The following is a 12,833-nucleotide window of genomic DNA, read 5'->3' on the forward strand; positions in this document are numbered from 1 at the left end:
TGTTTCATGCGCATTCCTTCGTAAGATTTATGACGAATTGAGTTAAGAGATTACAGTCAATGAAGCGAATGGAGATACAGAATGAAGATTAATAGTAAGATGATATTTTTCTTGATGGTTGTTTTTGGGCAAGGTTTTGCTAGGGCAGATACCGTATATGTAGACGGTGTACCATTATTTGTTTTACCGATTTCAGGCTCAGTGCTAACGACTGATGCGCCAGCTGTAAATTGGAATTGGATTTGCAGTTGCAGTTATTCAGACTCAGTGAATATACAATCTGTCGATGTAGGTTTTAATCTATCTGAACCACGTGTTCAATCAGAACCTGGCAGAGGCAATATTAGAGTAGGTGATATTTTTGACATCGACTTGATTGGAAATGGTTTGTTGGGTTATACCAGCAGGGATGATTTGATATTGGGCTTTGGTTTCAATACAAAGCTGACAGGTGTTGGCGGGCTACAGTTTCTCGGCAGCACGATTAATCCGTTGTTTGACGATAGCTCTGCCGATGTGGGGTTGGATGCCGCTGGTTTTGCGTTTCCTGGTTTGGATGTCAATGCCATTGGTTCAACCTTTTCACTGGCTACCCTGCATTTTCAAGCATTATCAGCCGGTAGTGCTTCGATTGCAGTCGTCAGCGATTTAGCGGATTTCAATCAGGGTTTGTTTTTTCTGGATCAAGGTGCAATTTCAATCGATAGCAGTTTGAATTTAAATGTTGCCGCCGTGCCATTGCCGCCTTCTGCCGTATTGTTTATCAGTGCTGGTTTATTTACGGTAATAGGTCGTCGTAAAAAGAGTCTGTAAATCGTTCCAAATGTACGCGGCCCATCAGTGGCCGCGTATTACATGTCACCAAACCTTAATCTGTTAATAACAACCACGTCACAAAATAATTTTATTCTGACCTTGCGTAAATCCACTCACATAAAACCAAACGCAAGGAGAACCCAATGTTTCGTAAAACCCTGATTGCCAGCCTGTTGTGCCTCAGTACTGTAGAAGCCAATGCAGCCCTAAGCAGCGGCGACTTGGCCTTTACTTCCTTCAACGCCGATGAAGATGGCTGGTCTTTGGTGACTTTCGTCGATATTGCCGCCGATAGCACAATCTATTTTAGCGATAACGAATGGGATGGTAGTGCCTTTAACAGCGGCGAAAGCTTTCATACCTGGAATACCGGTTTAGCAGGTATTTCTGCAGGAACCGTTATTCGTTTCAGTTCGATTGATACAGACGCCAGAACAGCTTCGTTCGGCACACTTTCAGGTTCCGGTTCGAACTTTGGTATCAGCGCTACCAGTGAAACCATTTATGCCTATCTGGGTAGCGACATAAACACACCCAGCACATTTTTGACGGGCATCTCCTCTGAAGGCACTGCCAATCTGACGCCAGCAGGTTTGGCGGACGGCATAAATGCCGTGGTTTTGACAAACAGCGCTGACTACGCTGAGTACATCGGTGCCAGAGCCGGTGAGGTGAATTTTTCCGATTACCGTACACAAGTCAATAACGCAGCTAACTGGTCTATTTTGGTAGGCGGTGCTCAGGAAGCACAAATACCTGACACAACCAGTTTTTCAGCGGTACCTGTTCCTGGTGCTGTTTGGTTGTTCGGTAGTGCGCTGGCCTGTTTCACAGCCGTTGGTGGAAGGCGTAAAGCTTAGGTTTATAAATAGTTAGCCTAAGTATCAATTATAAGAAGTTGGCGCTTCGTCAATTCGGCTGCGCCTCGTTCTAACAGAGAACGACCGGATAATAATGTTTGTTTAGGAGTAATCCCTGATGATTAAAAAAATGATTTTAGCCGCCGCCTTTTTAGCGGTAAACAGCGGACAGATTCACGCAGCGACTTTGAATGCCGATGGCGCATGGAATGTCTTTGATGTTGATGAATTCTCAGCCTCTTCAGGCGGTTTGGAATGGATAGATATAGACGGTGGGGCATTAAGTTTCGACTTTACTTTAACTGAATCGGCTTACTTGAAAGTAGTGGACGGTGGTTTTTCCGGTGATCAGTTTCAGGTGTTTGACAATGGTCAATTGCTCGGCGAAACCTCGACAGCCAGTAACAATTATCCAACCAGTCTAGGGCTGGATTTCGATCAGGCCTTTTCCAATGCAGATTACAGCCAAGGCGTTTATCTATTAGGTGTTGGTTCTCACACTATTACCGGCTTGTTAAGTATTTCGGCGATAGATGATATTGGCGACGATATCAATGCCACCGTCGGTGCAGTCAGCTTGACAGCTGTACCTTTACCGGCTGCCGCCTGGCTGTATGCAATTGGTTTGGCTTTTTTCGGCGCAGTATCGCGTCGCCGTATTATTAACGCTTAAGAGGCTTATGATGAAACTTACAGCACTTGCAACTGGGGTAGCGCTAAGTCTGGGTTTGATTGGCAGCGCTTGCGCAGTACCCTCCAATCACACGACCAAAACGATTAAAATTGTCGCTTTTAACGATTTCCATGGCCAACTGGAATCGCCGGGCAAATTTCGCCCAACACCCAGTAGTTCATCGACTATTTCGGTTGGTGGCGTCGATTGGATGGCCGGATATATTGACGAATTAAAAAGTCAGAACCCTAACACCATCGTGGTCTCAGCCGGTGACATCATCGGTGCGACGCCTCTGATATCGGCGTTGTTTCATGATGAGGGCACAATCGAAGCCATGAACCGCCTGGGTTTGGATCTTAATGCAGTGGGTAATCACGAGTTTGACGAAGGCAAGGATGAACTCAAACGCATGCAAAATGGCGGTTGTCATCCGACTGATCCGAATACCTGTCGTGGGGCGGATGTGGGTACACTCGTGCCATTCGAAGGCGCACAATTTAAGTTTCTGGCTGCCAATGTCGTAGATACCGCTAACGGTAAGACCATTTTTCCTGCGTATTCAATTAAAGTGGTTGGCGGTGTTCGCGTCGGTTTCATCGGTATGACGTTGAAAGAAACGCCGACGATAGTCACACCCAGCGGGGTTGCCGGTCTGGAATTCAAAGATGAAGCCGCAACGGTTAATGCTTTGCTGCCAAAACTGCGGGCACGCGGCGTTGAGGCTATTGCGGTGTTGATTCATCAGGGCGGCACTATTCCTGTTACTCAAAGCGCGTCAACCATCAATACTTGCGACAACGATTTGAACGATTCTCCAATCAAAGCCATCGTTAATCAATTGGATGATGCAGTGGATTTGGTCATCTCTGGCCATACTCATCAAGCCTATAATTGCCAAATCGCCAACAAAGCCGGTCGCTTGATTTCTGTGACCAGCGCTAACGCCCAAGGCAGGGTGTTGACCGATATTGATGTCACTATCAATAGGGTCGGTGGCGATGTGATTGATGTGGCTGCGAATAATATCGTGGTTGATCGCAACAATAGCGCAATAACCCCGGATGCTACACTAAAAACTATCGTCGATAATTACAAAGCCATTGCAGAACCTGTTGCCAATCGAGTCATTGGAGCGATCAGCGCCACTATCACCCGCACTGTCAATGCAGCTGGGGAATCGGCGTTGGGTGATGTGATTGCCGATGCGCAATTGGCCGCTACTGAAAATGTTGGTTTTGGTGAAGCTGTAGTTGCTTTTATGAATCCAGGCGGTATTCGAGCCGATCTTAGCTATCCATCGGGTGTTGCAAACGAAGGCGACGGTAATGTCACCTATGGTGAAGCTTTTACTGTGCAACCATTTGGCAACAGTTTGGTAACGATTACCTTGAGCGGTGCGCAGATTCGCACCTTGCTGGAACAGCAATTTACCGGATGCACAGACAGTTATCCTGCAAATGCACCCGCCGCTGGCCAACCGTTCAACCGAATTCTGCAAGTATCAGAAGGCTTTAGCTATACCTGGCAGGAAAAAGGAACGCCTTGCGATAACGTAGATCCCGCCAGCATAATGATTAAAGGTGTAACCGTCGATCCTGCAGCCAGCTACCGTATTACCGTCAACAACTTTTTGGCGGACGGTGGTGATCAGTTTTATGTATTGACTCAAGGGACGGATAAGCTGGGTGGTGCGTTGGATATGGATGCACTGGAAAGTTATTTCAATATTGATCCTCTGGTTAACCCCGGCGCACAAGCCAGAATAACAGTGTTGCCCTAAGAAAACGCCTATTAAAACAGGTTTGTCGTTCCCGAGTAGGCGGGAACCCGGAAAATCAAAGTCCTGGTTCACCACCTAGGCGGGGATGACGATTTGTACAGCGTTTCCCTAAGCAACTAGCGGACATTTACTCCTGGGCATCTGCCTAAGGCCTGTCGTGATGAGAAGACGACAGGCCTTTTTTTTGTTCAGCTTCCTCGCGATATCTTGTTATGAATTTGAAAAAAAACAAATTAAAGCCGTTAGTGACTTTTGTGGTTGGAGTGGGCGAAGTTAGCCAGCAAGGTGTCGAAAATTTACATTGAGTTTGGTTTTTTTTAGAATTCACATAGCGTCCGTAATTCCGGCTTGGATTGCCATAATCTAACTACATGGAGGGTTTGAAGTTTGCCATCTATGGCACTGGATACCCGCTTCCCGGCGAGCATGACAGTGGTAGTTAAATCTAACAAGGTAGAGTTAGGGGAAATCGTCTCAAAAAATTCAGTCCAAATCAGACATATTGATATTTGGCAATCACCTTAAAGTAAGTTTTGTGAAACGCAGCTGGAACTGTGTCACAGAAATGTAAAAAAGACTTAATCATCCTGTCATTAAACATCGGTAAAAAGGGTTGTCCGTGTGTTGTGGGCAAATAAACCAAATTTAGCTTTTACTTTTAAGGATACAAACAATGTTTAAAATGAAAAAAAACGTCGCGGCAATTTCTGCGGTATTGGTATCTATGGTTGTACCATTTGCTGCACATGCGGCAGATACCGAATTCGACAATTTTACCCCAATGACAGGGGATACCACACCGCTAAACCCAGGTTCAGCAACGCCTTATAAATTGTCTTCTCCTAACTTCAGCCAAGAAACCATTGCTGACCGTGCTACCCAAAATACTTTAGTGCCAGGATCAAATTCCGGCAACTGGGATATGATTGCTGCGAACGAAACCGGTCCAGACGCAGGCCGTTATTTGTTTATGCCATTTGAAACCAGTGCTGCTGGTGTGCAACGTATCGATTTGTGGGATAACAACTACAACACACGTACTACAACCATTGTTGCTCCCGGCACACAAGGCTTTGTATCGGGCGATGCCTCACTTTGGACACCTTGGGGTACTTATTTAACTGCAGAAGAATCTTGGGGTTCAAGCAGCAGCAAAGGACGCTTGTTTGAAATCGACAATGCAACTACTGCAACCGCCAACAATGCAAATTTTGTCCAACAAAGCATCATTCCACGCGTTTCGCACGAAGGCTTGGCTTTCGACAATGATAACTCGTTGTATTTTGTCGATGAATTAAATGGCGGTTCGATTTACAAATACGTTTCCAACGATATCAATAACTTCTTTGCGGCTGGTCAAACCTTTGCGTTGAAAGTGGGTAATGGCGGTCAATTCGAAGGTAACAATGGTTCTGCTATCACTGGTTTTGCAACGTGGGAAGCGATAACTAATGCCAATGGTGGTGAGTTGCTAGGTACATCCACAGTATTAGCTGATGGTACTATCGATGGTCGAGTCTCTGCAGACAATGCCAACGTTATGGGTACTGGTTACAACCGTCCTGAAGATTTGGAAATCCAAACGCTGTCTAGCGGCGATCAGTTCCTGTATTTTGCAACAACAGATTCTGACGACAACAATGATCGTGCAGATGGTCGTGGCCGTGTCTACTCATTCAATTTAACCAGTTTGGAAGTTAAATTGTTTGCCGATAGCCACACTACCGATGCTGCTACTGGCTCCGAAGTTGGCGGGGCTTGGAGCAACCCAGATAATCTGGCTATCGATTCAGAAGGTAACATCTATGTCGTGGAAGATCAGGATGGTGGTGTCGAAGATGTATGGTTTGCTATGGACGCGGATCGTGATGGTGTAGCTGAATCTGTTTCAAAGTGGATCAGTTTGACTACTGCTGGCGCGGAAAGTACAGGCTTGTATTTTGATAAGTTTGACTCAAACAAAGCTTATATCAATGTGCAACATCCTGCTGATGGCATAGATCGCACTATCGAACTGACGGCAGCTCCTGTGCCTGTACCAGGCGCTGCCTGGTTGTTTGGTTCTGCAATCATGGGCTTTTTGGGTTTCAAACGTCGTAAAGCTTAAGCGGAATGGAATAGAGAACTACTGTTTGATCTAAAAAACCCGGCCAGTGAGGTCGGGTTTTTTTTTGCAAGGAATAAGCAAGGGTTCGCCCTTGGTTAGCTAGGGATGTTTCGGATATGGTTGGATAACTTCTCGAAACCCAAGTGCATTGTTTCTGCGACTCGCTTGGGCGTGCAAGCTGAACAGTTCTGCGGTTAGCGACGCTGGAGCGTTCACTCGCAAAGCCTGAGAACCATACGGGAAGTTACTTTTGGCGCAATCTTCAACGGCTGCTTGTTGGTTTAGCGTGCGAACTATCAGCGGGTGTAAGTTCGATGTTAATGCAGGTATTTTATAGAGTGGGATTTAATCGTTATCAATAAGAATAGGTTCTTCTGCGGTCATATTTATTAAATCGCCATCTAGTTGGTATTTGAAGTACAAGTAGTTTTTTAACCAAATCTCGGTAGAGGCGTCCTTGTGGCCGGATGCTTCCTGGGTCGAATGTAATCGCTGTCTGACGCTATGCTGCGGCAACAGCAACAATTCGATATCGGCCATGGCAACGAATTTATTTTGCGGTGGGGTTCTACCATTAAAGATTTTAAATAGCTGGTGCTTTTTCAGGCTCAGTTGATTATTAAATTCCTCCCTAAACTCCAAAAATAGCGGTATTAAATCGCTGCCTATACTGGCGTCATCATGTAGTTTATGCAGACGGTTTAATAAATGACAAACGGCAAATCGGTATAACTCGGATTCTCTTACCAGTAGCCGAGCTGCTGTCATGCGGATCCCTGCACGGTCGTCATTGTTTAACCGGATGGAAACAATTTGTTTTTTATCAACTAAATCGATTTGGTTATCAGGCAACGTCAGAATCCTTCTTCTTAGGATGGCAATAAAGAGCAAAAGGATAAAAGGTTTTTGTTACAGCTTTATAACGGTTTTGTTACAGCGACAAAATCGCTGCAAATCTGTCATCTTTTTGTATCGTCACAAAACAGTCATATTTCGCTTTCATAATCGATACCATGACGAGTGCAAAGCATTTTTTACATTTTTTTTACAAGTTATCTCCAAGGCAAAGCCAAAAGAAAGACAGCAAATGGCTGCCTTTAACTGCTGGTCTGATCTGCATGGTGTATTTAAGCTATGTATTGTCCAGTTTGGCTTTCTTGCCTGATGCGGAAGCTGACTCTAACTATAAAATGGCAGAGTATCCGCTGGTTAACGTTCAGCTTGAACCCTCGCCGGATTTTTTGCTCATCAGTGAATGGCATTTATTTGGCCAAGCGGCCGAGAATGTAGCGGCAGCTTCGAACATATCCGAAACACAATTAAACCTGAGACTGCTGGGTGTTTTCTGGCTAAACCAGTCCGTAGAAAATGTTTATGCCATCATTCAAGCGGAAGATGGTGTGCAAAAAAAATACCAGCCGGGTGATGAGCTGCCCGGTGGGGTCAGCGTTCAGGCAATCCGGACTTCTCAAGTTGTACTGCTTCACAACAACCGTCAAGAGACGTTATCCCTCGAAAAAAATAATGCCGGTTTGCTATCTGCTGCCGATTAACCCTGATTAAAAAATTAAATGAAAAAGAGATTGTTGATCGGTTTTCTTGTAGCCGTTTTTTGTCCGGTTTTTGCTGCGGAAAATAACGAGTTTTCACTGAATTTCAAGGATGTCGATATCAGGACGCTGATCGAAACTGTCTCCGATGCTACAGGAAAGAACTTTATCGTTGATCCGCGCATTACCGGGAATATATCGGTTGTTACATCCACCCCCATGAAAGCTTCGCAAGTCTACGATGTTTTTTTATCCATACTTAAAGTGCACGGCTATGCGGCGGTGGCGAATGGCAATGTGATTAAAATTATTCCTAATACCGGGGTAAAACAGGATGGCGACAACAGCGAGTTAATTTCAAGTAGTCAAAATGGCGATGAACAATTGACGCGTATTGTTCAAGTGGAACATATCGACGCTAACATGGTCGTGCAAACCCTAATGCCGTTAATGCCGCAATATGCCTTTATGGCCGCAGTACCCGAAAGTAATACGGTGATTTTGTCGGACACTGCCGCCAACGTGAAGCGCTTAGTCAGCATTATCAATCAAATCGATAGGAGTGATATTCAACAGATTGAAATTATTGCGCTCCGCTATGCCAACGCTGGCGACATTATTCAACCTTTAAATACATTAATTAGCAGCAGCAATGCCGGCAAAACAAAGCTGCCACCCCAGTTAGTGGCGGATGAACGGTCTAATTCAATCATCGTAGGTGGTGACTCGGCCTTACGCTTGCAAATACGCGCCTTGATCGCTAATCTGGATACACCCATAGAAAGAGACGGTAATACCGAAGTCATCTTTATGCGCTATGCCTTGGCCAAGGAGTTGGTTGAAACGCTGACGGGCATTGGTTCGCAAAAAGATGAAAATGCCGATAAGCCCAAAACCAGGGCAACTACAGATAAGGCTTTTGATGTCCGTGCCGATGAAGCCGCCAATGCATTGATTATTACCGCGCCACACGATTTGATGCGTACCTTGAAGGCTGTCGTCAGTCAGCTGGATATTCGTCGTGCACAAGTCCATATAGAGGCCATCATTGCCGAGGTTAGTTACGGTAAAGATCAGCAAATTGGGGTTGAATGGCAAACCAAATCAGATGGTGGTGTGTTTGCTGCATCAAGGCAAAGACCAGGCAATTCACTCGACCTGTCGCAGTTTATTTCCACTGTAGGCAAGGGGTTGAGTATTGGTTATTTGGCTGGCAGCGAATTAAAGGCCTTGATCAATGCCTTTGCCACTGACAATGATGTCAACATATTGTCGACACCCTCGTTGGTGACTTTGGATAATGAAGAAGCCAGCATCATCGTGGGTCAAAATATACCCTTAACAACAGGGCAATACACGCCGAGCGCAGGTACCGGTGTGAGTACACCCTTTCAAACTATTCAGCGGCAGGATATCGGCATAAAACTTAAAGTATTGCCGCAAATCAACGAAGGTGATGCGGTCAAGTTGAAAGTGACACAAGAGGTATCGAGTCTAACGCCTAGCAGTGATGGACAAAGTTTTGATAAACGTGAAATTGAAACTTCAGTTTTGGTGGATGATGGCAAAGTCTTGGTCTTAGGTGGTTTGATCAAGGACGATATCAAAGAAAAAGTCGATAAAGTACCTTGGCTGGGGGATATTCCCTATTTGGGTTTCTTATTTCGCACCACGTCGACTACCACCCAAAAAACTAATCTGATGGTGTTTCTACGGCCTACCATACTCAGGGATCTTAGCAAGGCTAATGATTTAACTCAGGGTAAATACAATTCCATACGCAACGAACAAAAAGACTTTAATAAAGATGGCGTGTTTTTAATGCCGAATCAACAACAGCCTCTGTTGGAAGCGCTACCGGATGAGCCGGCTTATTCTGCGCCAGCTTCAAACCAACAGCAGCAGCGCATGTTAGAAGGGTTGCCGGATGGAGGCTATCAATTTCCGCATGATGTTGAACCATTGAATCCCTATGGACAATGATCTGGCTTTGAGTTTGGTTACGGACGCTGTCCCGCTCCCGCTATACGGGTTTGCCAAGCGTCATGGCGTGATCATTCAGGATGATACAGACGCGGGTGTCCTGATTGCTTATCACGGCAAAACGACTGCTACGGCCATACTTGAGGCAAGGCGGTTTATCAATCGACAAGCTGCGTATCAATTGATTAGCGAGGAAGCATTTGAACGCTTGTTGCAAGCGGTCTACGAACATAAGTCCGGCCATGCGCAAAAAATGGTCAACGATATGCAGGATAGTTTCGACTTATCGGATATGGCGCTGAATTTGCCGAAACCGGAAGATCTTTTGGAAAGTGCCGACGAAGCGCCCATCATTCGATTGATCAATGCATTATTAAGCGAAGCCATCAAAGAAAATGCCTCGGATATTCATATCGAATCTTATGAAAAACGCATGGTGGTGCGGTTTCGGGTGGACGGAGTCTTACGGGAAATTATCGAGCCCCAGCGCGAACTGGCACCGATGGTGATATCCCGCTTGAAAGTCATGGCCAGACTGGATATTGCAGAAAAAAGACTGCCACAGGATGGACGAATTTCTTTGAATATCGGCGGCCGTACGGTTGATGTCAGGGTGTCGACGTTGCCCTCCGGGCATGGCGAACGCGTGGTGTTGAGGTTGTTGGATAAACAGGCCAGCCAACTAAGCCTAAAACAAATCGGCATGTCGGATTATGAACTTGGCAGTATCCAAAACATGATCGCTCGTCCACACGGCATCATTTTAGTGACCGGGCCGACCGGTTCAGGCAAAACCACCAGTCTTTATGCGGTGGTTAATCAATTGAATCAGCGTAGTCGTAACATTCTGACGGTAGAAGATCCTATCGAATATTATTTGGATGGCGTGGGTCAGACTCAGGTCAATAGCAAAGTTGAGATGACATTTGCCAAAGGCTTGCGCGCAATACTGCGGCAGGACCCGGATATTGTCATGGTCGGGGAAATTCGTGATCGGGAAACCGCAGAAATCGCCGTTCAAGCCAGCTTGACCGGGCATTTGGTGTTATCGACCCTGCACACCAATACTGCTGTAGGTGCCATTACACGTTTGCGTGATATGGGTGTGGAGCCATTTTTGTTGGCCTCCAGTTTAGTCGGCGTAATCGCTCAACGCTTGCTTCGAACACTGTGTCCACAATGCAAACTTGCAGAGCAAGTACCTGCCTCGGATTTGGCCAAACTGGGCTATCGCAGCAACGAACCACTTGTCACGGTATTTCATGCCCAAGGCTGTGCATATTGTCACAATCACGGTTACAAAGGCCGGGCCGGTATTTTTGAAATGATCCAGCTGGATAGCACCATGCAGCAGTTAATCCACGATGGGGCAGGTGATATCGAATTGGAAAAACAGGCGCGTTTGTCATCCCCAAGTATTCAGCAAAGCGCATTGGAAAAAGTGCTAAAAGGTGAAACCAGTCTCGACGAAGCCATTCGCATTACCCTAAAGGAATAAACGGCTATGGCGGTTTTTGAATATCAGGCTATCAACAACAAAGGGCGCCAGGTTAAAGGCACACTGGAGAGTGACAGTATCAAAAGTGCCAGGTTGCAACTCAAACAAAAAGAGTTAACGCTGCTGGATATTCAAGCAGTTCACAAAAAAGAACACGCCGGTCAATCGAGCTTTTTTGCCCAGCGTATTGGGATGCGGCATCTAACGCATATTACCCGGCAGCTGGCAGCGTTGCTGCAATCGGGGTTGGCGATAGACGATGCCTTGAATATTATCGCCCAACAATTAGAGTCTGTGCAGGCTAGGCGAATATTATTAGCCATCAGAAGTCGGGTTTTGGAGGGGCAGAGTCTGGCTGTTGCCTGCCAAGGCTTTCCCAGCACATTCCCACCAATGTATAGAGCCACAATCGAGGCCGGTGAATCATCCGGCAAACTCGATCGTGTATTGGAAAAGCTGGCCGATTATTTGGGGGATAAAGGCCAGTTACACCGTAAACTGCAAATGGCCATGATCTATCCGGTTTTATTGTCTTCGGTATCCTTATTGGTGGTGATCGGCCTGTTGGCCTTTGTGGTGCCGGAAATTACCGGCGTATTCGACAAAATGGGCCAGGAGTTGCCGGGTATCACTCAGGGATTAATAGCTTGCAGCAACTTTTTACAGAGTTACGGTCTGGTTTTACTCGTACTCGCTGTAATACTGTCTGTGGCAGTCAAGTTCGTGTTGCGTTTACCACGGCAACGCATGTTATTCCACCGCTGGTTGTTGACTGCTCCCGTGCTCTCTCCTTTTTCTAAAGGTATGAATACGGCCCGTTTTACTCGCACCTTGGCCATTCTGACCAATAGCGGGGTTGAATTGCTGGAAGCTTTAAAAATTGCCAGCCAAGTACTATCTAATCTTGCCATGCAGCAAGCTGTAGAAAATGCCGCTGTGCGGGTGCGTGAAGGTCAAAGTCTTAATAAGGCGTTAGAAGTGAGTGGACTGTTTCCGCCAGTGACCATACATTTGGTTGCCAGTGGCGAGGCCAGCGGACAATTGCCTAGAATGCTGGAAAGTGCTGCAGATGATCAGGAACGCGACATTCAGGCCTTGACTGAATTGACCATGGGCCTGTTTGAGCCGGCATTGATTTTGATTATGGGGCTAGTGGTACTGACTATTGTTCTGGCCATTCTGTTACCGATTTTTGAAATGAATCAGCTGATCAGATAGGTTTTGCCTATGCACTTTCCTCTCTTTGACAAAGAGCGGTTAGGCAAGAAATATTATCAAATTCCAGGCGGTGAAATTGTGATTCAAGGTACTCAGCTTGTTGTGCCATTGCCTGCTGCGTTTATTCAGTTTCTGCTTGGGTTGATGGCTGTTATTGCGCCTGCAATTCAGAGGAAAACGATAAGTATCTAATGTTTTGTTGAATGAAGTTACTAAGGAATGCGCATGAAATATCCTATGCACGAATCCGGTGTAGGTGCGGATTTATCCGCACAGTGCGAATGAATTCGCACCTACAGCTGACGAACTTGTTACATGCGCCTTCCTTAAGATCTCTTAAATTCA

General features: G+C 46.0%; 11 protein-coding genes. 10 read left to right on the forward strand and 1 reads right to left on the reverse strand.

What is annotated here, in order from left to right:
• Window positions 1-81 precede the first annotated feature (81 nt).
• The 5 genes from A1359_RS01730 to A1359_RS01750 all read left to right on the forward strand — a co-directional run bounded on the left by A1359_RS01730 (window position 82) and on the right by A1359_RS01750 (window position 6,239).
• Window positions 82-813 (forward strand): hypothetical protein, encoded by a 732-nt coding sequence (locus A1359_RS01730; RefSeq protein WP_066977108.1) that lies wholly within the window; start codon window positions 82-84, stop codon window positions 811-813.
• Between the two features lie 146 nt (window positions 814-959).
• Complete coding sequence (locus A1359_RS01735; RefSeq protein ID WP_066977111.1) at window positions 960-1,676, forward strand: hypothetical protein; 717 nt, start codon at window positions 960-962, stop codon at window positions 1,674-1,676.
• A 118-nt stretch (window positions 1,677-1,794) separates the two neighbouring features.
• Window positions 1,795-2,349, forward strand: coding sequence for a VPLPA-CTERM sorting domain-containing protein (locus tag A1359_RS01740; RefSeq protein WP_066977115.1), 555 nt, complete (start codon window positions 1,795-1,797; stop codon window positions 2,347-2,349).
• Between the two features lie 10 nt (window positions 2,350-2,359).
• On the forward strand, window positions 2,360-4,132 hold the full coding sequence (locus A1359_RS01745; RefSeq protein ID WP_066977117.1) for a bifunctional metallophosphatase/5'-nucleotidase: 1,773 nt from the start codon (window positions 2,360-2,362) through the stop codon (window positions 4,130-4,132).
• 673 nt (window positions 4,133-4,805) lie between these two features.
• Window positions 4,806-6,239, forward strand: coding sequence for an alkaline phosphatase PhoX (locus A1359_RS01750; RefSeq protein ID WP_232322073.1), 1,434 nt, complete (start codon window positions 4,806-4,808; stop codon window positions 6,237-6,239).
• A 345-nt stretch (window positions 6,240-6,584) separates the two neighbouring features.
• On the opposite strand, the gene A1359_RS01755 is transcribed toward A1359_RS01750, so the two are convergent.
• The gene (locus A1359_RS01755) at window positions 6,585-7,007 is read right to left on the reverse strand and encodes a hypothetical protein (protein ID WP_157200431.1); all 423 of its coding nucleotides are present in this window, start codon (window positions 7,005-7,007) and stop codon (window positions 6,585-6,587) included.
• A 350-nt stretch (window positions 7,008-7,357) separates the two neighbouring features.
• Between A1359_RS01755 and A1359_RS01760 the strand changes: the two genes are divergently transcribed.
• Genes A1359_RS01760 through A1359_RS01780 form a run of 5 tightly spaced genes read left to right on the forward strand, consistent with a single transcriptional unit; the run spans window position 7,358 to window position 12,680 of the window.
• Window positions 7,358-7,792 carry a type II secretion system protein N gene (locus A1359_RS01760; RefSeq protein ID WP_198159231.1) on the forward strand — a complete coding sequence of 145 codons (435 nt, stop codon included), beginning with the start codon at window positions 7,358-7,360 and terminating at the stop codon, window positions 7,790-7,792.
• An 18-nt stretch (window positions 7,793-7,810) separates the two neighbouring features.
• Window positions 7,811-9,772: a type II secretion system secretin GspD gene (gene gspD / locus A1359_RS01765; RefSeq protein ID WP_083960442.1), complete on the forward strand. Its 1,962-nt coding sequence runs from the start codon at window positions 7,811-7,813 to the stop codon at window positions 9,770-9,772.
• Window positions 9,762-11,270 carry a type II secretion system ATPase GspE gene (gspE, locus tag A1359_RS01770; RefSeq protein WP_066977122.1) on the forward strand — a complete coding sequence of 503 codons (1,509 nt, stop codon included), beginning with the start codon at window positions 9,762-9,764 and terminating at the stop codon, window positions 11,268-11,270. Before gspD ends, gspE begins: the two co-directional genes overlap by 11 nt.
• Before the next feature lie 6 nt (window positions 11,271-11,276).
• On the forward strand, window positions 11,277-12,488 hold the full coding sequence (gene gspF, locus A1359_RS01775; RefSeq protein WP_066977125.1) for a type II secretion system inner membrane protein GspF: 1,212 nt from the start codon (window positions 11,277-11,279) through the stop codon (window positions 12,486-12,488).
• A gap of 3 nt (window positions 12,489-12,491) precedes the next feature.
• A complete protein-coding gene (locus tag A1359_RS01780) occupies window positions 12,492-12,680 on the forward strand; it encodes a hypothetical protein (RefSeq protein WP_232322074.1) in 189 nt (62 codons plus the stop codon).
• Window positions 12,681-12,833: the final 153 nt, after the last annotated feature.

It is taken from the genome of Methylomonas lenta (genome assembly GCF_001644015.1).
Taxonomy (GTDB): domain Bacteria; phylum Pseudomonadota; class Gammaproteobacteria; order Methylococcales; family Methylomonadaceae; genus Methylomonas; species Methylomonas lenta.

Bases quoted from the DNA above. Each gene is read 5' to 3' on its own strand.
- A1359_RS01730 (WP_066977108.1), top strand. From the start codon at position 82: ATGAAGATTAATAGTAAGATGATATTTTTCTTGATGGTTGTTTTTGGG.
- A1359_RS01735 (WP_066977111.1), top strand. From the start codon at position 960: ATGTTTCGTAAAACCCTGATTGCCAGCCTGTTGTGCCTCAGTACTGTA.
- A1359_RS01740 (WP_066977115.1), top strand. From the start codon at position 1,795: ATGATTAAAAAAATGATTTTAGCCGCCGCCTTTTTAGCGGTAAACAGC.
- A1359_RS01745 (WP_066977117.1), top strand. From the start codon at position 2,360: ATGAAACTTACAGCACTTGCAACTGGGGTAGCGCTAAGTCTGGGTTTG.
- A1359_RS01750 (WP_232322073.1), top strand. From the start codon at position 4,806: ATGTTTAAAATGAAAAAAAACGTCGCGGCAATTTCTGCGGTATTGGTA.
- A1359_RS01755 (WP_157200431.1), bottom strand. From the start codon at position 7,007: ATGACAGCAGCTCGGCTACTGGTAAGAGAATCCGAGTTATACCGATTT.
- A1359_RS01760 (WP_198159231.1), top strand. From the start codon at position 7,358: ATGGTGTATTTAAGCTATGTATTGTCCAGTTTGGCTTTCTTGCCTGAT.
- gspD (WP_083960442.1), top strand. From the start codon at position 7,811: ATGAAAAAGAGATTGTTGATCGGTTTTCTTGTAGCCGTTTTTTGTCCG.
- gspE (WP_066977122.1), top strand. From the start codon at position 9,762: ATGGACAATGATCTGGCTTTGAGTTTGGTTACGGACGCTGTCCCGCTC.
- gspF (WP_066977125.1), top strand. From the start codon at position 11,277: ATGGCGGTTTTTGAATATCAGGCTATCAACAACAAAGGGCGCCAGGTT.